This is a genomic window from Eubacterium maltosivorans (genome assembly GCF_002441855.2).
GTDB lineage: Bacteria > Bacillota > Clostridia > Eubacteriales > Eubacteriaceae > Eubacterium > Eubacterium maltosivorans.
Genome location: NZ_CP029487.1, coordinates 1,179,133 through 1,201,979, shown reverse-complemented (window position 1 = coordinate 1,201,979; position 22,847 = coordinate 1,179,133). Strand labels below are relative to the sequence as shown.

The window sequence follows — 22,847 nt, the reverse complement described above, 5'->3', positions numbered from 1 at the left end:
ATGAAACACTTGAATTTATTGGCAAAAACAGGTAAACTAGAGCTAGAAACCAATGAATAAAGGGGGAAGCAAACATGAGTGAACGTATTATTATAACCATTGCCCGTCAGTTTGGCAGCGGTGGAAGAAACATTGGAAAAAAACTGGCAAAAGCACTGGATATTCCGTTTTATGATCAGGAGCTTATTGACGAGGGCGCTAAGGAAAGCGGTATTAATCCTGAAATGGTTAAGGATCTGGAAGAAACACCGACCAATTCGCTGCTGTACTCCATTGCTACCAGCTCATTCTTTGGTGCCGGACACTTTTCGCCAACGGTCGAGCTGCCAATGACCGACCGCTTGTTTTTAGCCCAGTCTGATGTGATCCGGAAATTCGCGTCCGAAGGCTCCTGTGTGATCGTGGGGCGTTGTGCGAATTATGTTCTCAGGGATGATGAGGATACTGTAGATGTTTTTATTCATCGAGACTTTGGAGAACGGGTCAATCAGGTATCTAAAATCTATGATTTAAATCTGAAGAAGGCTGAGGAGACGGTTAAAAAGATTGACAAAAGGCGAAGCAATTACTACAGTTATTATTCAGACAAAAAATGGGGACAGGCTGATAACTATGACCTGTGCCTGAACAGCGGCGCTTTAGGCGAAGACAGCTGTGTGGATATTATTAAAGCCTTTATTGAAAAACGAAATATACGTAAAAAAGCAAGAGGTTAAAAACCTTTGCGCCCATTGGATATTTTCAATGGGCTTTTTTATTTTTTGGGTATAAAGGAAATAAGTAGTCAAATCAAAAAAAGCTTTCTGAAAACGTGACATTTTTGAGCTTTAACCTGTTTGTAATACGCTCTTAACATGGGTTCGCTATAATTGAGGAGTCCTGAACAGGAAAGCAAGGTTTCGTTCAGCTGGGAAAATAAAGATTCGAGGCAGAAAACGAAGCGCCATGATCCGGAGCGTAAGCGGCGCGATTTAACCTGATTTTAACATTGGTTTAACATTCTCTGCGCGAATCCGGCGGCTTTCTTTGATATGATTACCGTAATGTTAAATTTAGGTTAATCATGAAGGAGAATGAATAATGAAAAGATCTTTGTCTTGGATGGCGGCATTGATGGTTTTATTTTTGCTGGCCCTATCGCTTTCCGGCTGCGGCAATGAGGAGCTGCCAGCCGGTTCAAGTGAAATTTCAGGAGAAATAAATGGCGGCGGTTCCACCTCTGTTCAAAAAATCATTGACGCCGAAGGCGCGGAATTTGGAGCGCTTCATCCGGCGGTAAAGTTTACCTACAGCGGGACTGGTTCTTCCGACGGCATTAAAAACGCTGCGAATGGAACCTACTCCTTTGGCTGTGCATCCAGAGAGCTTAAAACGTCTGAACAGGGCGATTTGACCGAGCTGGTGTTTGCCTATGACGGGATCGCGGTGATCGTCAATGATAAGAACCCCGTGGAAAATCTGACAAAGGATCAGATCAAAGCAATCTATACCGGAAGGATTACCAACTGGAGAGAAGTTGGCGGTGAAGAACGCCCGATCGCGGTAGTATCAAGGGAAGACGGCGCCGGAACACGGACGGCGGTCGAGGAGCTTCTGGATTTTACAGAGCAGCTGAAACCCAGCGCAACCGTTAAAGAAGGCAACGGAAATGTCCAGTCCACAGTCGCGGCGAATCCCAATGCCATCGGCTATGTTTCCATTACCTTTGTCGACCGATCAGTTAAGCCCCTCCGGGTGGATGGCGTGGAAGCAACCATGGAAAATGTGCTGAACAAAAGTTATGGTCTGTCACGGCCATTTTTAGCACTTTATAATGAAAAAAACATTACGCCGCAGACAAGGGCTTTTCTTGATTTCATCATGACAGACGAAGGTCAGACGATTGTAGAAAAAAATGGCGGAATCAGCGTGAGGTAGCATTCTGCTTTTAAAATAAAATTCTTTAAGAAAGTGAGATCATTTACTTGGAAGAAAAGAAACAAACCAAAGTAAGCGAGAAAGTTGTTGAAAAGATATTTTTACTTTGCGCTCTTGTATCGATCATCAGCGTCGTTACCATTACCATCTATGTATTTGTCAATGGGCTGGAGCCTTTTGTAAACGGCTCTTACTCTTTCCTGAAATTTATTTCAGGGACAGAATGGCGGCCCGGGTCGGATATGTATGGCATTTTTTACATGATCGTCGGTTCGGTTTATGCGACCTTGGGAGCTATTGTCATCGGTGTTCCTATCGCATTGTTAACCGCGGTGTTTATCTCTGAATTGGCAGGTACCCGCATTGGAAAAATAGTCCGTTTTGCGGTTGAACTGTTGGCCGGAATTCCTTCGGTGCTCTACGGTGTGTTTGGCCTCGGGATTATCGTCCCTTATGTGTTAAAGATTTCGCCCATGGCACAGGGTGAGTCCCTTTTGGCGACAATCATCGTTCTGGCGGTTATGATCCTGCCCACAGTCGTCAGCATTTCGGAAACCTCTATATCCGCCGTTCCCGACGCCTATCGGGAGGGTTCCCTGGCCCTGGGTGCGTCTAAGATTCAGACAATTTTCAAGGTGGTTATTCCAGCGGCTAAATCGGGTATTATTACAGGTATTATTTTGGGGATTGGCCGGGCCATCGGGGAAACCATGGCGGTTATGCTGGTATGCGGCAACCCGATCGCGGGTATTCCGACCAGTCTTTTTGATCAGATTCGCCCTTTAACCACGAACATTGCGCTTGAAATGGGCTACGCCTCCGGTGTGCACCAGCAGCTTCTGTTCTCAACCGGTGTGGTCCTGTTTGTGTTTATTATGATCATCAATTTTGTCGTTAATAAATTCGTCGAATCAAAAATTGGAGGCTGAGAAGCATGAGCAGAAAAGTAAAAGACAATTGTGTGAAAGGCGTTATCTACGCGGCCACAGCCATCACGCTTGGCATCTTGTTGTTTATTATTGGCTTTATCTTTGTTAAAGGGATTGGCATGGTGGACTGGAATTTTATCACTCGCGATTTTAACGATAAGGTGGGCTATCAGATGGTGGAAAAGAAAGATGTACCCCTTTCGATCAATGAAGCAGACCTTTTGTCAAAATCGGATTACTATAAAAAGTATGAAACACCAGACGGCGAGCCGCTTTATATCGAGTCTCTGGGAGCGGCCATTATGAAGGTTGATTATTCAAAACGAAACGATCAGCACAAGCAGGTGATTTTCAGTTATATCGAAAAGGACTCGAGCTTAAACGCCACTAAGGACACAACCGGAAGGGGCACGGCGGTTAAGACCGACTATGTGCTTGAAAGTGTGGACGGCGCCGAGGTGTCGGATTTATCATTGGAGGAGATTGCTCAGCTGGTACAAAATGGCGGCGGTACCCTTAAGCTGAAGGTGGTTAATCCGGGCGGCGGGATTTTCAGCAATATTGTCACAACGCTGTACATGGTATTTCTGTCATTGGTTATCGCGCTGCCGATCGGTATTTTAGCAGCCATCTATATGACGGAATACGCCAAGCCCGGCCGACTGGTCAACGCGATCCGCTTTGCAACGGAATGCTTGTCGGGGATACCTTCTATTATTTTTGGTCTTTTTGGTATGGCGTTTTTCGTGGTCGCGCTCAAATTTCAAATATCCTTACTGTCAGGGAGCTTAACCGTGGCGATTATTCTGCTTCCGGTCATTATACGGAGTACAGAGGAAGCCCTGAAAACCGTCCCGGTCAGTTACCGCGAAGGCTCCCTGGCTCTTGGGGCAACAAAGCTGCAGACCGTGTTTAAGGTCGTGCTGCCATCTGCAGTCCCCGGTATTGTGACGGCGGTGCTCTTAAGTATTGGCCGTGTGATCGGCGAATCTGCGGCGCTGCTGCTCACTGCGGGCACCGTTGCGCAGATTCCGGGAACGCTGCTTTCGCCGGGGAGCACACTGACGGTTCAGGCCTACTATGTGGCTAAAGAGGAAGGAAATATCGAACTGGCCTGTGCTATTGGTATTATTATTGTATTGATTGTCATTGTATTGAATATTTTATCAAGACTGGCAGCGGACAAGCTGGATGTTGCCCATAAAAAATAGACGAGGTTAAAATGGATAAGAAGAAAAAATTTGATGTGAAGGATCTGGATTTGTATTATGGTGATTTTCAGGCCTTAAAAAAAATCAATATTGATATTTATGAAAATGAAGTGACCGCTTTTATCGGCCCGTCAGGCTGTGGAAAATCTACATTTCTGCGCTGTCTGAACCGCATGAATGACTTAATTGACTCGGTTCGTATCGAGGGGACCCTGAATTTTGACGGTAAAAATATCTATGAAAAAGATACGGACGTTATCCAGCTCAGAACAAAGGTGGGCATGGTTTTCCAAAAACCTAACCCGTTTCCGATGAGTATCTACGATAATATCGCCTATGGTCCAAAATGCCAGGGCTTGAAAGATAAGAAGAAACTTGATAAAATTGTACACGACAGTCTGGTAGGAGCGGCTCTGTGGGATGAAGTCAGCGACCGTCTGGGCAAATCCGCCCTCGGCCTTTCCGGTGGGCAGCAGCAGCGTCTGTGCATTGCCAGGACCATCGCCATGCAGCCAGAGGTTATCCTGATGGATGAGCCAACCTCGGCCCTTGACCCAATTGCTACTTCAAAAATTGAAGATTTGATGGAGGAGCTTAAAAAGGACTACACCATTATCATCGTCACACATTCCATGCAGCAGGCTGCCAGAATTTCAGACAGAACCGCTTTCTTCCTTATGGGAGAAATTATTGAGTACAATGAGACAAATACTATTTTCATGAATCCAGAAGATAAACGGACTGAGGATTATATTACCGGCCGATTTGGTTGATAAAGGAGCGAATGATGCGAGAAGTTTATAACGAAGAATTAAAAACCATTAAGAATGAAATTTTATTGATGTCTTCCCAGGCAGAACGCATGCTGTCGGATTCGATTACGGCGCTGGAAGAACAAAATGTCAAGCTGGCCAGAAGCGTCATCAGCCGGGATGACATTGTGGATTTAAAGGAAATCCAGCTTCAGCAGATTGTCAGCGAGGTGATTGCGAGGCAGCAGCCCGTCGCAGGGGATTTGAGAAGACTTTCCTCCACCTATAAAATTATTACAAATCTTGAAAGAATCGCTGACCTGGCGGTGAATATCTGCCAAAAGGTGATCTGCCTGCGTAAGGAAGAGTACTATAAAAAACTGGACAATATCCCGCAGATGGCAAAGATGGTGGAAGATCAGCTTAAAATGTGTATTCAGGCTTATATTGACGAGGATATCAGCAAGATGGATGATGTGATCCGTTATGAGGATGAAATCGACCGTTTGAACAATACCCTGCACAGCGACTGCATCGCAGAGATCAACCAAAATCCGGAAATGGCGCTTCAGGCTATGAGCTTTTCTTTTATAGGGAGCCATTTGGAAAGAATTGGTGATCATGCCACTAATATTTTTGAGACCGTCTATTTTATTGTCACTGGAAATTATATGGATTTTAATGACTTAAATACAATCCCAGAGGACGAATAAACCATAGGTTTTATCCTGGACCAGAGTAGATTTTTGCGCTGGTCTTTTTTTTATTTATGCAAAATAATCAAAGAATCTTGACGAAAAGAATCGTGCTTGATATAATGAGGCATAATCTATACTGATTTTAATTTAATAACGTTTTTAATATGTAAAAAGGGCAAATCTGCTGAAAGGCAGAGACGCAAAACTAAAGGGCCTAAAGCCGTTAAACGACGATGGCAGCCAGTTGCTACAGCAATCCATGATTAGTAGGTGGATACCCCACGGCTGCGCCCTTTTGCAGCCGTTTTTTATTTTTAGAAACAGGATTAATTAAAGATCATTCATCAGAATAAGGAAAGGGAAAAGAACATGAAAAAATGGTTGGCTTGTTTTATGTCCGTTGTGATGCTGTTTGCGAGCTTTCCGATATCCATTTTGGCAGAGGAAACTGTACAGGAGACCTCCTCCGAAACTGCGGAAACGGATATTGTGACGGAAAATCAGGAAGAGGCCGGGCCAGAGGAAGCCTTGGAGGGCATCTCCTCTTTGGCAGATGAAGCTTCAGAGCCGCAGGCGGAAGATGAAAAAGACAGCATGATCCGCACTGGCGGATCCGCTGAACTTGTCGGGAATATGGAGGTGGAAATCCATTTTGCCCAGCCCAAGACAAAGCTGCTTGAAACCGCTGTCCTGACACTGGCTTCCGATGACGGCACCGTAAAGGAAATCCTATTAAAAGATATCGTAAATGAAAAAATCTTAACTGATTTTGGCGGCAGGAGCATTCAGTACAAAACCTTGCTTTTTGATAAAGCTTCCGATAACGGGGAGAGCAGCAATGTTTTTTACGATGCACAAAACCCAGATGCAAAAATTTATTTTGCCAATGTCAATTTGTATAATCTGCCAGTCGGCGACTATACAATAACTGTTTCGGATATGGGGATAATCCCTGTGCAGGCACGGGTACGCCTTGAGGGAAGCTCGAAACGTGTCGAGTTTATGGACGGTGCAGTTTTAGCTGGAGACGTAGATAGTAACGGTATTATTGACGATGCCGACTACGACGCTGTCATGAAAAAGCTGGGCTCCTCCGAAACCGATTATGATCTTAATGGAGATGGACTTGTCGATATTGTCGATCTGGTCTATCTGCAGGAAAATATGGGCGAGGCCTATGATGCCGAAAAGGTACAGATCAGTGATACGTCCCCGATTGTGGATCCGGGAAATGTGGTCATTGAAAAAAATGTATCCAATCCTGTCGTGGTTAAAAGCGGTGATATTGCTCAGCTTTTCAGCACGGCTTCTGACCAGGCAGCATCAGTCCAGTTCGCCAAAGAGGATGAAGGTGTGATTTCTGAGGAAGCGCCGCTGGAGATTCCGCTTGTCATGCAGGAACCCGTCAAGGCAACAGAACTGCGGATTGCCCCCAATGAACTAGGCCTTGAAAATGCGCCCAGAAGGGGACGTGTTGAGGTGGTCGATGAATTCGGGGAAAAAGAAACCCATAGTTTTGACCTCCAGGACAAAGTGGATTATCTCTTTTTAACCGATGAAGCTTCCCCGTCGACCATTGTCATTAATTTGGATAAACAGGTAGCCATCAAAAAGGTTACCATCTTTGTGACAGAGACCAATAAGGCGAGCAGCAATCTTGCGGAAATCTCAAAAGTTGAATTTTTAAATAATACCAAGGATAAAATCGTTGAGCAGGTTACGAGCATACCTGCAAATGTCAAAGTGGTTTCTGGCAACGAAAGTCTGACGGTCAGCTGGGAGGCACAGCCCAATGTAACCGGCTATGAAGTAAAGATGAGTTTTACAAACCCTAAAACCGGTAAAAATGAGACTACGCTGACTGCAGTGGATGGAACTTCTCTGACAATTAACGATTTAATCAATTTTGTGGCATATAAAATTTCAGTACAGTCGGTTAACCGTTCCGAAAGCGGAAATTGGGAAAGTGGTTTCAGTGCTCTGGTTATCGGAACGCCAATGCCAACCTCAGTGCCTGAAAGGCCAGAGGGTATAACCTTAAAAGGCGGATACCGCCAGATCACTGTCAATTGGGAAAAACAGAAAAATTCTACCGGATATAATGTCTATTACCGTGAAAAAGGGATGGGCGACTATATAAAGGCCGGGGATTTGAGCGGCACCAGCTATGTAATTGAAAACCTTAAGGACCAAGCTGAATACGAGGTCTATCTGACAGGCTATAACGCTATTGGAGAAGGCGCAAAATCGCCGGTATACACCTGCGCGACCGAGTCCATTGATCCGCCGGTCACTTCGAACTATAAGCTGATTAACCGGGCCGGAGAGGTGAACCAGCCGACTGCTCACATCAAAGATGTCACATATCCTTATTTAAAGGAGAGTGATTACGAGAAAGCTTTTGATAAGTTTGATATTGTAGATAATGATTACACCTCATACTGGAACTATGGCGGCTGGAACGCTGGCGGCTGGGCCGGCGCCCTGCAGGCACCGGTCGTTGAATTTGACCAGTCTTATGAGATGAATGATATTGTGCTGGTGCGTGGCGAAGGCGAGCCGAGCACTTACAATGCTTATATGAAAATCCGATGGTGGGATGAAAAAGGACAGGCTCACGACCTGAATATCGGCAATAATTTTGCGGTTCAGTCTAAAAAAAGCACGAACGGCAAAGAATATTACCGTATCCGCCTAAACGAAAAAATTAAGCCTGTCAAAATTCAGATTAACCCGGCGCTTTATTGGGCTGGCGCGCCAAATGCACGCTGCCGGATTTCAGAAATAAAATTTTATGAATATGATAGTTTGGCAGATGAGACAAATGCCCTGTTTGTGGATGATTTACATGTGGAGCTGAAAGACAGCATAACGATGGAATATGTTGATAAGCTTATTGAGCGGGCCAATACGCCGGACCCTGTCAGCGGTGAATTTCATCCGGATAAGGATTCCATTCTTTCTGAGCTGACATTGGCAAAGGCTATTTTGAGCGAAACAAACATCGACGATACCATGCTTGTGGACCAGAATGTGTCAAACGCTAAAAATGGAAACTTAGGCTTTGCAATGGCTTTGAATGATTTTCAGCCTCTTGGCCTTGCAGCCAGAGCGGGTGATACTATTAATGTCTATGTGGGAACAGAGGGAAATGTCCTGCCACAGCTTGTTTATACCCAGTATCATCCTGATGTTAAGACAGGGTGGAGCAAAACCGTTAACCTGAAGAAGGGTAAAAATGAAATTACCCTTGACCAGATTGGAGGGGAAGACAGCGAACGTGGCGGCGCCCTATATATCCGTTATCCCAACGCCAGCCCGTCTGGCAAGGACATCAAGGTGAGAGTAGCAGGTGCTACAAGGATCCCCAGCCTAAATCTGACCGGTATTACGGATGAAAATAATGCGAAAGCGGCAATTCAGTCCTATGTTAAAGAGCTAAAGGATTTTGTCGCTACTGTACCGGATCTGTATGCGGGTGAAGACTCGAAATACCAATGGGATAAAAAGTCCAGTATCTATAACAGTACAGATATTATGACAAATCAGATGCTGTTATCTGTACCGGCGACAGCTGTACTGGAGGCCCTCTCCGGTTCCGAAAGCGAACAAGTTGAGCAGCTTTATCAGAACAGCCTGGCCATGGAACAGCTGATGGATATCACCTACCGCTCAAAAGGGCTGTCTCGGGATGCGCAAGACGCAAAAGATCAATGGCCTGGTTCCAGAATTAATATTCGATATACCCGTATGTTTACCGGCGCGTTTATGTATGCGACCGGACAGCATATCGGCATTGAATATGGCTCGGTCGGCGGCCTGACACACGGACGCCCGCATACAAAACAGGCAGATGGAACCATGGGTGGTGGAAATCTCTATGGCTGGGGAATTGCCCATGAAATTGGACATGTGACCGACGAAGGAGATATGGTATACGGCGAGACCTCCAATAATATTCTGTCACAGATGGTTAAAACCTTTGATGAAAAAACAGAAGCACGTGCGGATTATCCTGCAATCTACCAAAAGGTGACATCCGGTACAAAGGGCTACGCGAGCAATGTTTTTACACAGCTTGGTATGTTCTGGCAGCTGCACTTAGCTTATGACGACACCTATAACAATCTCGAGGATTCCGACAGCTTTTATGGGCGTATGTATCAAAACTACCGAAGAAACACGGTGAAGACAGACAAAGATAACCTGTTGATTCGTATGGCGAGCGATGCAGCCCAGAAGGATTTAACAGCATACTTTGAAAGATGGGGACTGACAGCGAACGATGAAACCATCGAGTATGTGAGCAAGTACCCCAAAGAGGAGCGTGCGATCTACTACCTGAATGATGACGCAAGACATAAACGGATCGAAAAAGCGACGGCGATGGACAAGAACACCAAAGTCGAAGCCACACTGGGCCATACCGTGGAAAATGGAAAGGACTCAAAGCGGATTACCTTCAATTTAGGTGTAAACAAAAACCCCGAAACCATTTTAGGTTATGAAATTATTCGAAACGGCGAGGTAGTTGGCTTTACAACAGACAATACCTATACAGACGTAATTTCCTCCATGAACAACCGTGTGTTGAAATACGAGGTAGTCGCTTATGACAATTATCTGAACAAAACTGAGGCTCTGGCGCTGGAACCCATCAAAATTCAGCACGATGGCAGCATTGCCAAAACAAAATGGACCATGGATACAGATATGACCTCGGAAGGAGATACTTATATTGAGGATTGTACAGGCTCAGGCTTAAACCATCCAGCTCTGACCAGGCTTTATGATGATGATTACAGCAACCTCTATGAAGGAGTAAAAGGCCCTGGTAATGCGCAGATTACCATCAATCTGCATGAAAATATGCCCGTTGTCGGTTTTAAATACACTGCAGCCGTCAAAGATGGGGCCCTCGCGGAAAATACCATCAAAAACTACACCATTCAGGTAAGCGAGGATGGCTCAAACTGGCAGGATGCCGCAAAGGGGAGCTTCACGTTAACCGCTGAAAACCCAGAAGCGACGGTTTACTTTAATGAAAAAGATCAGGAAGGCGCGAACCAGCTGATCACATATCGTGCAGAATATGTGCGTATCACAGCGAACGGCGCATCTGGGATAAGCGCATCCGAATTTGACATTATCGGACCTCCAGGAGATAACGTAGAGCTTGAACAGAGTGGTGTAGGTCTATTGGAAGAAGATTTCGTCTACGATCCAGCCCAGCCCGCCATCAAAGCAGGATCGCTCATCTTTACAGGCAGCTACCGAGGCCATCCGGGCTTTAACGCTGTGCTGCTGAAAGACCAGGACGGCAACAATGTTGTCGGCAAAAATAATGAGGCTGCGAGTATCTTTATGGCAAATATACCTGAAAACGGCAATATCGGCGAAATCAGCCAGGGAACTTGGATTTACTGGATTGACAAGGACCAGCTGGATATGAAAATGCTCCCTAAAACCGTCAAGGCTGAGCTGTACCGTGTCAACAATATGGAAACCAACGAAGGCCAACGCCTGACCAGCGATACCCTTGATGTGGCATTACCTGAGAGCCTGCCGAACATCAGGCTGACCGGCGGACAAATACCAGAGGAATAGGAGACCAGGAATGAAGCAAAATAAAAAAATGAGAAAATTAGGATTGAGCTGCCTTGCAGCCATTATGGTGATCCTTTTTTCAATGCCGGTCATGGCAGCAGATAACAGCCCAGAACTGTTGGTGACAAAGGGAGAAAGTGCCAACCAGGTGCAGCTTTCACTGACGCATCTTGGGGATAAAGCCATTAAAGGCTTTTCCCTGGAGCTGAAATTAACCGGCGGAGAAGCATTTTTTGACGGAACCATCGAACCGGGAAGCGCCCTCAACACAGAAGACACCCGCGTAAAAATGCTGATCGGAAATGATGGAAAAGAAGCCAGGCTGGTGGTCACCAGAAAGGGACAGCTGCCAGCCGGCAGTATTGATATCGGCGCCCTGACGGTAAAAGGGAAAAGCGGCGAAAAATACAGGATCGAGGCCAGTGGCCTTGAAATGGTGGATGTATCTGATTATCAAAAGGATACGGCCGCAGTAGTAGCAGCAGACAAAAATTCTGATGATAATCTGGTGATTGTTCAGCAAGATACCGAAGTTCCCAATCAAAACCCAGAGGTTAGGCCAGAGATTCCAGAAGAAGGCCAGGGCAAAGAGGATCCGGCCAATCCGGACGGGGTGTCTCCTTCAAGACCTTACGGGCTGGCAAACCCGTCTACCGGCGTCATCACTGACCCTGGCGCCGCCGCGTTTGTGACAGGTGGTATGCTCATTGTCATGCTGGCTGGCCTGGTGGCGTTAAAGCGCAAAAGATTTTTATAAAGAATAAACGCAAAAATCCCGCTGATAAACTCAGCGGGATTTTTGTTTTTGAGAAATTGATTAATCTTTTCAGGCGTTAAAGCTAGAAAAAGGGAGGACAGTATTAATAAATAATACATTGTATTTTAATAAATATTGGGAACCGTTTAAATTGTTTGGGGAAAGGGGTGTTACACACCACCCCTTTTTGGCGTTTTAAAATGGCAGATTTTAATCCCAAACAAATGTCAAATATTGAGCGATGATTAAATTGTTGGAGATGTAGGTTCTGTGTTCATTGAAGTCCAACCATGTACGGGAAGGAGGAGAAATAAAAAATCCTTCTCCAAGTGCGAAGAAGGATAAAAAATACTAACACGGTACATGATAGCTCTTAAACCCTCTAAATCGGAGGCAATTAAGAATAAACTCCTATATAGGTCTTCTGGCTCGGTAATATCATTCCGTTTCCCTTCCCATCCGTCAGGACAGTGGATTGAAACGGGCATTTTACCTTACAGCTGCGATTACAGCAAAGGATTTTCACCTTTTTCCCTTGAACATAGGATCATTCAATATTTAACTAAACCTATAATACACCAGATATTGTGGCTTGTCAAGGGTGAAAACGAAAGAATCCTACAACATTAAAAAAATGCTAAAAAATCCCGGGCGATGCGGCTCAGGGTGTGGCCTCTTTTCCAGATAAAGGCGATCTGGGTATTTAAGGCTTTTGCATCAATACTTTTGCAGACGGTATTGGCCGAAGCAATGATCTGGCTGGCAGAGCTGGGAATAATGGCAATACCGATGCCGGCGCCTGCCCACATGAGTGAGGTCCGGGCATCGTCATTTTTACAGATGGCTTTAGGCGACAGGCCAGCAGCGTCAAAGGTTCCCTCGATCAGGGATTCAAAGCGGCGGTAATAGATAAGCGGCTTCGCAGCCAGCGCCTGAAGAGTGACAGTGTCGGAAGGATTCCCCTCAAAAAAGGATGGGTTTCCGACTGCGGCCATGGGCTCGGACGTTAAGAAGTGGGTTTCAAAGCCATCTGGGCGAAAGGGGGTGCGCACAACGCCGAGCTCGATGATGCCAGCGTTTAAAAGGTCGATAACCTGGAAGGTAGTGCCCTCGTGAAGCTCGAAGCGGATATGCGGATGCAGGGAATGAAAGGCAGGAAGAGCCTCTGACAGAATGATGGCGCCGGATGAAGAGATGGTGCCAAGGGTGAGCGTGCCCTCCAGCCCATCGTGGATATCGCGAAGCTCCCGTACTGTCTGGTCTGCCAGAGTGAGCAGGGCACAGGCCTTTTCATATAACGCTTTGCCTGCTGCGTTCAGCGTGATTTTTCGGGCGCCCCGTTCCATCAGCTTTACGCCAATTTCAGTTTCCAGCTGTTTGATCTGCTGGCTGAGTGGGGGTTGGGAAAGATTAAGTTTTTTGGCCGCGGCAGAGATTGTTCCCTCTTCTACTACGGTTTTAAAATAAAGCAGCTGTTTTAGGTCCATCGCGGCGCCTTTCTATCTGTATTTTATATAGAAGATATATAAACTAAATATTATTCATATGGTTGTTTTTATGATATCATAGCCATAATGAGACGTAAAGACAGGAGAACAAAAATGATAGAACTCGCGCATTATCTTAAGCATTTTAAAAAAGAAATGATTCTCGGACCATTTTTTAAGCTGACCGAAGCAGTATTCGAGTTAATCGTCCCGCTGGTTATGGCCAGCATTATTGACGTGGGGATAAAAAACGGAGATACCCGTTATGTTTACCATATGGGTGGGCTGATGGCGGCGCTGGGAGCAGTGGGCCTATGTTTTGCGCTGACTGCTCAATATTTTGCCGCCAGGGCCTCTCAGGGGACAGGTACGCTGATACGCCGTGATTTTTTTGCGCATATTAACCGGCTTTCCTATGCAGAGCTGGACAAAATTGGCACGCCGTCCCTCATCACCCGGATTACCAATGATATTGACCAGCTGCAGGTGGCGGTGGCCATGACCATCCGGCTTTTACTGCGGGTCCCCTTTTTAATTATCGGCGCAACCATCATGGCGATGACCATTGACCTGAAGCTGTCCGTTGTTTTTCTGGTGGCGGCGCCGCTCATCGCTTTGACCATTTATTTTGTCATGAGCCGTGCCGTGCCAGTCTATAAAAAAATTCAGGCGCGGCTTGACGGCATTTCGCTCATTACCCGTGAAAACCTGGACGGGGTGAGGGTGATCCGGGCTTTTTCCAGGCAGAAAAGCGAAACAGCCCGCTTTGCGGCGGCGAATAAGAATCTGATGAAGGCATCGCTGAAAGCCGGGCGTATTTCCTCTCTGCTCAATCCTCTTACTTATGCGATTGTCAATATCGCCATTCTTTTTATTCTGTGGTTTGGGGGTATCCGCGTCAATGCTGGCGATCTGAGCCAGGGAGAGGTCATTGCTTTTGTCAATTATATGACGCAGATTTTACTAGCATTGATTGTCGCGGCCAATCTGGTGGTGATCTTCACCAAGGCGGCTGCCAGTGCAGCCAGAATCAACGCCGTTTTTGACACGGAGCCTTCGGTAATCCCGGGGGCTGCGCTGCCAGGACCGGTATTTGCCAATACAGGGGATGAAATCCGATTTCAGGATGTCTCCTTCTCTTATAACCAGAATAACGAATATGCCCTGAAGAACCTGAGTTTTTCCATTAAAAAGGGTGAGACCATCGGTGTTATTGGCGGTACAGGGGCCGGGAAAAGCACACTGGTCAATCTGATTCCCCGTTTTTACGACGTAACTACGGGGCGTGTCGACGTGGCAGGGGTTGGTGTGAGAGAATATCCTTTGGGGCAGCTCCGGTCTAAAATTGGTATTGTGCCTCAAAAAGCAGTGCTTTTCACCGGAACAGTTCGTGAAAATATGAAATGGGGGAATCCTCAGGCGAATGATGAAGAAATTGAGCAGGCTCTGGAGATTGCCCAGGCAGCCGAGATCATCCAAAAGATGCCGAAAGGCCTGGATACCGAGATATATCAGGGCGGCAAGAATCTGTCCGGTGGACAGAAGCAGCGTCTCACCATCGCCAGGGCATTGGTGCGCCATCCCGAGATTTTGATATTGGACGACAGCGCCAGCGCCCTTGATTTTGCGACCGATGCGGCGCTCAGAAAAGCCATCCGTCAGAAAACAGGAGAAATGACTGTGCTGATGGTGTCACAAAGGGTAACAACTGTAAAAAATGCAGACCGGATCATTGTGCTGGATCAGGGAAAAATGGCAGGCTTTGGCACTCACGAGGCGCTTTTTAAAGACTGTGGCGTGTACCGTGAAATCTGTCTCTCACAGCTGAGCAGCCAGGAGGTAAACAAATGAATGAAAAAAACAAAATACCGGTGATTCCGAGGCTGTGGGCCTATGCAAAGCCCTATGGCATTTTTCTTTTTCTCGGCCTTGTCTGCGCGGTGATCAGCATTGCCCTTGCTTTGTGGATGCCGGTTTTGATCGGCCGCGGGGTAGATTATATCGTGGGGCCGGGTCAGGTGGATTTTTCGGGGATTATGCGCTATGTGGTAATTTTGGGTGTCAATATCGGCGTCACGGTTATCTTTCAATACCTGATGAGCCTGTGCACCAATCAGATTACCTACAAAACAATTCAGGATATCCGGAAGGAGGCCTTTGAAAAATTTAATACCGTCCCGCTTAAGTATATCGACAGTCACTCGCACGGGGATTTGATGAGCCGTTTTGTCAATGATATCGAACTGATCTCAAATGGTCTGCTTCAGGGCCTTACTCAGCTTTTTACTGGTGTCGTGACGATTCTGGGAACGCTGGGCTTTATGCTGTCGATCAATCTGCGCATTACAGTAGTGGTAGTCCTGGTCACGCCTTTATCCATTTTTGTGGCAGGGATTATCGCCAGGCTTTCCTATAACAAATTCAGGGAGCAATCTGTGGTGCGCGGCGATCTGAGTGGTTTTGTGGAGGAAATGGTAGGCAATCAGAAGGTGGTCACGGCTTTCAGCCATGAGGCAGCAGCAAAGCAGGAGTTTGAGGCCATTAACCAGCGCTTGTACCGCTGCGGCGTTCGGGCGCAGTTTTATTCTTCGCTGACCAATCCTTCCACGCGCTTTGTTAACGCTATGGTTTACGCGGCTGTGGGCATAACCGGAGCGCTTTCAGCCATACGCGGAGGCCTGAGTGTAGGGCAGCTGTCGAGCTTTTTAGCCTATGCTAACCAGTACACCAAGCCCTTTAATGAGGTGACTGGTGTGCTGACAGAAATCCAGACGGCCTTTGCCTCGGCCAGAAGGGTTTTTGCCCTGCTGGATGAACCGCCAGAACCAAGCGACGCGGCGCTTCCGGCGCTGCCGCTGGCAGAAGGAGCGGTGCGCGCAGAACATGTGGATTTTTCATATCAGCCGGATACGCGCCTCATCAGGGATTTGAACATTAATGCCGAACCGGGGCAGCGGATTGCGCTGGTAGGGCCGACAGGCTGCGGAAAGACCACGATCATCAATCTGCTTATGCGTTTTTACGATGTCAACCGGGGTACTATTGCCGTGGACGGGCATCCGGTAAAAGGTGTGACCCGGAGCAGTCTTAGAGAGCAGTACGGCATGGTGCTCCAGGATACCTGGCTGTTTTCAGGAACGATACGGGAGAACATTGCCTATGGCAGACCGGATGCCAGCGATGATGAGATCGTCGAGGCCGCTCGAAAGGCCTACGCCGACAGCTTTATCAGGCAGCTTGAAAAGGGCTACGACACACAGATTGCCGAGGGCGGAGAGAACCTCTCCCAGGGGCAGCGGCAGCTTCTCTGCATCGCCAGGGTCATGCTCACCAGACCGCCAATGCTCATTCTCGATGAGGCGACCAGCAGCATTGACACACGAACTGAGATCCGTATTCAAAACGCATTTAACGATATGATGAGGGGTAGAACCAGCTTCGTGGTTGCGCATCGGCTGTCCACCATCCGCGAGGCGGATATTATTCTGGTGATGAACCAGGGACGTATCGTGGAGCAGGGAAACCATGCATCTTTGCTGGCTCAAAATGGTTTTTATACAAAACTTTACAACAGCCAGTTTGAGGGAAGCGAGTAGGGGATTTTTGCTTTGGCGAGCAGCTAAAACGGGTATCTAAAATGATGGGTTTATGATAAAATAATCTGGAACAATTCAAGGAGGCGTTAAAACAATATGAACGAAAAAGCAAAGGTCTATTTTACGAATTTCAGAGCGAATCCAAAAATGAATCTCCTGCAAAAGCTCAGAAAGCTGATTGTGGCGGCAGGAATGACCGACATTGACTTTGAAAATAAATTTGCGGCGATTAAAATACATTTTGGAGAGCCTGGAAACATTGCCTATCTTCGGCCCAATTTTTCAAAGGTCGTTGTGGATTTGATCAAAGAGGAAGGGGGAAAGCCCTTTTTAACGGACTGCAATACCTTATATGTGGGCCGTCGGAAGGACGCTCTGGAGCATCTCGACGCGGCTTATGAAAATGGCTATAACCCCTTTACCACCGGCTGTCAGCTGATCATCGCCGATGGACTTAAGGGGACAGACGAGGTGGAGGTACCAGTCAATGGCGAGTATATCAAGGAGGCCAAAATCGGGCGGGCCATTATGGATGCGGATGTTTTTATCACGCTGAGCCATTTTAAGGGCCATGAGAACACCGGATTTGGCGGCGCGCTTAAAAACATTGGGATGGGCTGTGGCTCCAGACGCGGAAAAATGGAAATGCACAATGCGGGCAAGCCACATGTCATCGAAAAGAAATGCCGCGACTGCAAAGTATGTAAGGATATCTGCGCCATGAACGCCATCTCTTACCCGGAAAAAGCTGTGATCGATCATGACAAATGCGTGGGCTGCGGACGCTGTATCGGGATATGTCCTTTTGATGCCATCACCACGCCCAACGACGAAAGCTTTGATGTGCTCAATAAAAAAATGGCCGAATACAGCCTGGCTGTTATAAAGGGCCGGCCGAATTTTCATATCAGCCTGGTCATGGATGTTTCACCATTCTGCGACTGTCATGCTGAAAATGACCTGCCGATTATTCAGGATGTTGGCATGTTTGCCTCTTATGATCCGGTAGCACTTGACATGGCATGTGCCGACGCCTGTAATCAAGCGCCCATTATTCCCGGCAGTTATCTGGCAGATCAGATCCATAAAAACCATGTTCATGATGCCGAGGAGCATGACCGCTTTACCTGCACCCATCCCGAAACTGACTGGCGGGTGTGCCTTGAGCACGCAGAAAAAATCGGACTTGGAACCAGGGCCTATGAATTGATTGAGATAAAATAGTGAAAAAGACTGTCTGAGTAATCAGGCAGTTTTTTGATTTTATGGAAAAGACATTTTTTCTTGTTTCTACAGGAATGAATGTCTTTTTTTATTTGATAAAAACCATTAATTTACAAAAAATATCAAAATAAGACCAAAAGCGCAAAAAAATATTGCGCTTATAGAAATTAGAGCATAGACTGTAAAGGTTTTAAAATGAGCTAAACAAAAAATTGCGCGCAATTTTTTATGTAAAAACAACAATAAAAAGTTGTAAAAATGTTTTTATTTTATATTTAAAGGAAAAAAAGATATTTAAAAAAGCTTTTTAATAAATTTTCGTAAAAAAACAAAAAATATCTTTGGCACAAAATTTGCAAATATTAATTTCAAGCCAATTTTATACGAAAGGAGGGCAACAATACGTCAAAAAGGCTGTGAGCTCGCGGTAAATATGTATTTTTAGAATGATCCAAGGGGGAAAAAATGAAAAAATTTGATTTCAAACGAGCAATTCAATTTATTTGTCTGTGCGGCGCAAGCATTATTTATTATGTACCTTATATGAAAGCCAGTTTTTACGATGCTCTGATCCAGGCTTTTAACGTCACGAATGTGGAACTCGGGATTATGACAAGCGCTTACACGACCATGACAATCGCCACATATTTTTTAGGGGGACTGGTGGCTGATAAGTTTTCGGCGAGAAAGCTGCTGGCTTTTTCCTATGTAGCTTCGGGACTGTTGTGTGTGGGGTTTGGTACGATCCCGGATTACCGGGTCGCGGTCGTGCTTTTCGCCATCTTAGGGGTTACGACAACCTTAACCTTCTGGTCCGCCTTAATTAAGGCGATTCGAATTTTTGCAAGACCAGGAGAAGAAGGAAAGGCGCAGGGCGATGTTGAAGGGACCAGAAGTATCCTGGCAGCAGTTCTTGGAACCATTGCTATTTTTATTTTCAGCCAGTTTTCCAACATTGTCACTGGTATGCAGGTCGTTATCTTTATCTTTGGCGGGGCCTGTATCCTGATTGGAATTCTCATCTGGATTTTCTTTGAAAGGGACGAACCGGACAAGGACAAAAATTTGGGAATTGGAAAAATTCTGTTAACCTGCCTTAAAAATCCAAACGTATGGTTGATGTCCTTTATCGTTTTTGGAGCTTTTATTTCCTGCACGACAACGCCCTATATGACGCCGTACGGAACGCAGATGTTTGGCCTGTCCATAACACTGGGGGCAATTCTGGGTATGTTCAGGGATTATATGCAGCCTATCGGCGCTTTGATCTCGGGGAATGTCAGCAATAAAACCGGGATTTCGAAGCTGTTGATTATCGTCACTGCGCTGCTGGCAGTCATCAATATTTTTATTGCGATTATCCCGCAGCAGGCATCCCTGGTTATTCTGGTATTTATTGGTACTGCGCTGGGCTATATTATCCTTGGAGCTGCCAGGGGAATTTATTTTGCAACCCTGCCGGAGGCAGATATTCCAATGTACATGTCCGGTACAGTAATTGGGATCATCTCCACCATTGGCTTTTTGCCGGACAGCTTTATGCCAATTATTATCGGTAACTGGCTGGATAGCTATCCGCCGGAGCTGGCATACCGCTTTATCTTTATAGCCGCAGCGGCCGGAGCAATATTTGCATGTATTATCTCCATTATTTTTCACAGACGGAATAAAGAAACCATTGCGAAGCTGGCAGTGATTCAAAAAGAAGGAAAAATTGCAGATAAAAAAAATGCAGAAGAAGCCGTATAGACACGGAAAAGAGGTGAATTATGAAAGCTTATGAAAAGTATATTTCGAAAGAATCAGTTGAAAAGGTACATGAAAACACATTGAAAATTCTGTCTGAGATTGGCATCAATTTTGAAAATACACGTGCGCTGGAGGTCTTTAAAAAACACGGTGCAAGGGTAGAGGGCGATACCGTCTTTATAGATGAAAAAATGCTTGAGACGGCGTTGAAAACAGCGCCCCGGAAATTCATGATTTATTCCAACTCCTATAAGGATATGGAAATTGGCGGCGGCAGCATGATGAAGATTGCGCTGGCGTCCAATATTTATATTCAGGATGGGGACAAAATTCGTAAGACGACAAACGAGGACAATATCAATCAATTTAAAATGGGAGTCATGAGCCCGGTTATCGACTCTGCTGTGCTAAACCAGTTTCCAGACGCTCAGAAATTTACGGCGGAAGAAAAGGTGTTTGGCGTTTATGCCATGGACTTAAAATATTCGGGAAAAAGCCATATAAACGCCAATGAGATGACGTTAGGGCTGGACCCTGAGGCTGTTTATGATTTGACGCGGAAGGGCATTCAGCTGATTAAGGAATTTGAAGGGATCAGGGACCAGTACGTATGCTATCGAAGCTTAAACGTGCTGTCGCCCTTGACCTATGACAGCGCGCCGGTCGAAAAGATATTCGCCGCCTGTGATGAAAATCAGCCGTTGATTTTATCGCCTTGTGCAATGCCTGTATTGACCGGCCCACCTTCTGTTGCAGGCATTCTTTCAATGAACAATGCAGAAATATTGGCTGGTCTTGTGCTCATCCAGCTGATACGGCCCGGAACCGGCTTTGTCTATGGCAATACATCGGGCTCCTCCGATTTAAAAACACTGCAGCTGACGATTGGTACACCCGAGACAGCCTTGATTGCTTACGGAACCGCCGCGTTGGCAGATTACTACGGCCTGCCATTCAGGACCGGCGGCTCGCTATCGGACGCCAAAGATTTAGATGGACAGGCTGGCGCTGAAACGATGATGCTCCTAAAGGCAACGATAGATGTTCAGCCGGATGTAATCTACCATACCATCGGGACAATGGGGACCTTTAATGTGCTGAGCCTTGAAAAATTTATCATGGATGAGGAAATTATCGGTATGCTTGAGCGCGAACGAAGTGGTATTGACTGCTCGGAAGAGAAATTATGCTTTGACGCCATCAGGAAGGTTGGGCCAAGAGGGACGTTCCTGAAAGGTAGAACACCTAAGATGTATCGTGAAGAATTTTACAGGGCGGCCTTATTTAACAAAGAGGATCCAAACCAGTGGCAGAATGAAGGGAGCGTCAGCATTAAGGAAAAGGCGAGGGCAGAGGTTAAGAAACGCCTGGAAGCCTATGAGGCGCCTGAGAGAACCAAAGACCAATGTAAATTATTGGATGCATTTATCCCCCAAATTTACAGAGAAGGGATCTAGTTAGATGAAAGCGTATGAAAAGTATATTAAGAAGGAAAAAATTGAGAAGATACATGAAAAAAGTCTGCATATCTTAAAACATACCGGAATCAAATTTGAGCATCCGGAAGCGCTTGATATTTTTAAAAGAAACGGTGCATCGGTTGAGAATGATACAGTCTACCTGGACGAAAAAATGGTACAAAACGCATTAGAAACAGTACCAGAGAGCTTTACACGGTTTTCATTAAAAGGAAGCTACGAGGTAGGACACGGTTCCAGAATCATGCGGCCGGCTGATGGGTCCATCTATTTATCCGAAAATGGACATATCCGAAAGATGACGAACAGCGATATTATCAGGCAGTTCAAATTAGGCGAGGCCAGTAAGATTGTCAACAGCAACGATGTAAACGGGTTCTTGGAAACAGAGCATTTTAGTAAGGAACAAAAGATTTTTTCGAACATCGCAATTGCCTTAAAATACAGCCACACAGCGCCTGTGGCCCTCATGCCCAGAACCTTCGCGCTTTCTGAGAAGGAGAGCGTGCGGGAAGTCTTTGCCGAGGGAATTCGGCTGGTCAAACGATTTGAGGGTGTGGAGGACGATGAAAAATACGTAATCTCCTACGGTGTCAACACACTGTCCCCGTTATGCTATGATCATGACCCGATCGAACGCATTTTGGCGCATTGCGATGAAAACCAACCGTTGTGGATCAGCCCGTGTGGGATGGCGCTCCTGACAGCGCCTCCGTCAATCGCTGGGATGATGGCCATGACAAATGCCGAGACACTGGCAGGGATTGTGCTGACACAGCTTTGCAGGCCAGGGCTGCCGGTAGTCTATGGCAATACCTCGGCAGGCACGAATCTGAGAACACTGCAGCTGAGCATTGGCGCGCCCGAGTCTGCGCTGATCTGTTATGCAACAGCAGGTCTGGCTGATCTTTACCACATGCCTTTCAGGACAGGTGGAGCGTTGAGCGACGCAAAGGATTTTGATATTCAGGCAGGTATTGAGTCCGAAATGCTCACTTTTGCAACGCTGGACTGCGGCGCAGATCTGGTTGCACACGCCTGCGGTATTATGGGCTCCTTCAATGTTATCAGCTTTGAAAAGTATATCGTAGACGAGGAAATAACCGCCATGTGCAGCCGCCTGATTAGGGGGATAGACTGTGATGAAAGCCGTTTTTGCATTAAAGAGATTGAAGAAACCGGCGCACGGGGCACTTTTCTAAAAGGCAGGACGCCAAAAATGTACCGGGAAGAATTCTACCTGCCTGAATTTTTGAATAAAGAAGATCCCAACCAGTGGATGAACAGGGGAGCTCCAAGTATTGATGCGCTTTGCAAAGAGGAGGTTGAACGTCGCATCGCGTCTTATGAGGCCCCTGAAATTACCAAAGAGCAGGATGATCTGCTCAGGCCTTATATTCCTGTTGAATATAGAGAAAACATATAAATAAAGTAGTGATTCT

General features: G+C 46.3%; 15 protein-coding genes and 2 riboswitches. Of the genes, 14 read left to right on the top strand and 1 reads right to left on the bottom strand.

What is annotated here, in order from left to right; translation table 11 throughout:
• Positions 1–74: 74 nt before the first annotated feature.
• The 8 genes from CPZ25_RS05945 (at position 75) to CPZ25_RS05910 (ending at position 11,871) form a co-directional block, all read left to right on the top strand.
• Entirely contained in the window at positions 75–716 is a 642-nt protein-coding gene (locus tag CPZ25_RS05945) for a cytidylate kinase-like family protein (protein WP_058694078.1), read from the top strand.
• A gap of 364 nt (positions 717–1,080) precedes the next feature.
• On the top strand, positions 1,081–1,917 hold the full coding sequence (locus CPZ25_RS05940; protein WP_096920816.1) for a phosphate ABC transporter substrate-binding protein: 837 nt from the start codon (positions 1,081–1,083) through the stop codon (positions 1,915–1,917).
• 47 nt (positions 1,918–1,964) lie between these two features.
• The gene (pstC, locus tag CPZ25_RS05935; protein WP_096920815.1) at positions 1,965–2,846 is read left to right on the top strand and encodes a phosphate ABC transporter permease subunit PstC; all 882 of its coding nucleotides are present in this window, start codon (positions 1,965–1,967) and stop codon (positions 2,844–2,846) included.
• A 5-nt stretch (positions 2,847–2,851) separates the two neighbouring features.
• Positions 2,852–4,057 carry a phosphate ABC transporter permease PstA gene (gene pstA / locus CPZ25_RS21090; protein WP_058694081.1) on the top strand — a complete coding sequence of 402 codons (1,206 nt, stop codon included), beginning with the start codon at positions 2,852–2,854 and terminating at the stop codon, positions 4,055–4,057.
• Between the two features lie 11 nt (positions 4,058–4,068).
• A complete protein-coding gene (gene pstB / locus CPZ25_RS05925) occupies positions 4,069–4,830 on the top strand; it encodes a phosphate ABC transporter ATP-binding protein PstB (protein ID WP_074617109.1) in 762 nt (253 codons plus the stop codon).
• Positions 4,831–4,841: 11 nt separating this feature from the next.
• On the top strand, positions 4,842–5,522 hold the full coding sequence (gene phoU / locus CPZ25_RS05920; protein WP_224168833.1) for a phosphate signaling complex protein PhoU: 681 nt from the start codon (positions 4,842–4,844) through the stop codon (positions 5,520–5,522).
• 149 nt (positions 5,523–5,671) lie between these two features.
• Positions 5,672–5,759: riboswitch (cyclic di-GMP riboswitch) on the top strand.
• A gap of 117 nt (positions 5,760–5,876) precedes the next feature.
• Positions 5,877–11,114 (top strand): M60 family metallopeptidase, encoded by a 5,238-nt coding sequence (locus CPZ25_RS05915; RefSeq protein WP_096920814.1) that lies wholly within the window; start codon positions 5,877–5,879, stop codon positions 11,112–11,114.
• 10 nt (positions 11,115–11,124) lie between these two features.
• Positions 11,125–11,871: a hypothetical protein gene (locus tag CPZ25_RS05910; protein WP_096920813.1), complete on the top strand. Its 747-nt coding sequence runs from the start codon at positions 11,125–11,127 to the stop codon at positions 11,869–11,871.
• A 397-nt stretch (positions 11,872–12,268) separates the two neighbouring features.
• Positions 12,269–12,431: riboswitch (cobalamin riboswitch) on the bottom strand.
• Positions 12,432–12,497: 66 nt separating this feature from the next.
• On the opposite strand, the gene CPZ25_RS05905 is transcribed toward CPZ25_RS05910, so the two are convergent.
• Positions 12,498–13,358 carry a LysR family transcriptional regulator gene (locus CPZ25_RS05905; protein ID WP_074617105.1) on the bottom strand — a complete coding sequence of 287 codons (861 nt, stop codon included), beginning with the start codon at positions 13,356–13,358 and terminating at the stop codon, positions 12,498–12,500.
• A 114-nt stretch (positions 13,359–13,472) separates the two neighbouring features.
• Between CPZ25_RS05905 and CPZ25_RS05900 the strand changes: the two genes are divergently transcribed.
• From CPZ25_RS05900 to CPZ25_RS05875, 6 genes are all read left to right on the top strand, one after another.
• Positions 13,473–15,209: an ABC transporter ATP-binding protein gene (locus CPZ25_RS05900; protein WP_096920812.1), complete on the top strand. Its 1,737-nt coding sequence runs from the start codon at positions 13,473–13,475 to the stop codon at positions 15,207–15,209.
• Positions 15,206–16,954: an ABC transporter ATP-binding protein gene (locus CPZ25_RS05895; protein WP_096920811.1), complete on the top strand. Its 1,749-nt coding sequence runs from the start codon at positions 15,206–15,208 to the stop codon at positions 16,952–16,954. The genes CPZ25_RS05900 and CPZ25_RS05895 overlap by 4 nt, the downstream gene beginning before the upstream one ends.
• 96 nt (positions 16,955–17,050) lie before the next feature.
• Entirely contained in the window at positions 17,051–18,178 is a 1,128-nt protein-coding gene (locus CPZ25_RS05890; RefSeq protein ID WP_096920810.1) for a DUF362 domain-containing protein, read from the top strand.
• 465 nt (positions 18,179–18,643) lie between these two features.
• Complete coding sequence (locus CPZ25_RS05885) at positions 18,644–19,927, top strand: MFS transporter (protein ID WP_058694089.1); 1,284 nt, start codon at positions 18,644–18,646, stop codon at positions 19,925–19,927.
• A gap of 20 nt (positions 19,928–19,947) precedes the next feature.
• Entirely contained in the window at positions 19,948–21,384 is a 1,437-nt protein-coding gene (locus CPZ25_RS05880) for a trimethylamine methyltransferase family protein (RefSeq protein ID WP_074617100.1), read from the top strand.
• Positions 21,385–21,388: 4 nt separating this feature from the next.
• Positions 21,389–22,831: a trimethylamine methyltransferase family protein gene (locus tag CPZ25_RS05875; RefSeq protein WP_096920809.1), complete on the top strand. Its 1,443-nt coding sequence runs from the start codon at positions 21,389–21,391 to the stop codon at positions 22,829–22,831.
• The last annotated feature ends 16 nt before the right edge of the window (positions 22,832–22,847 follow it).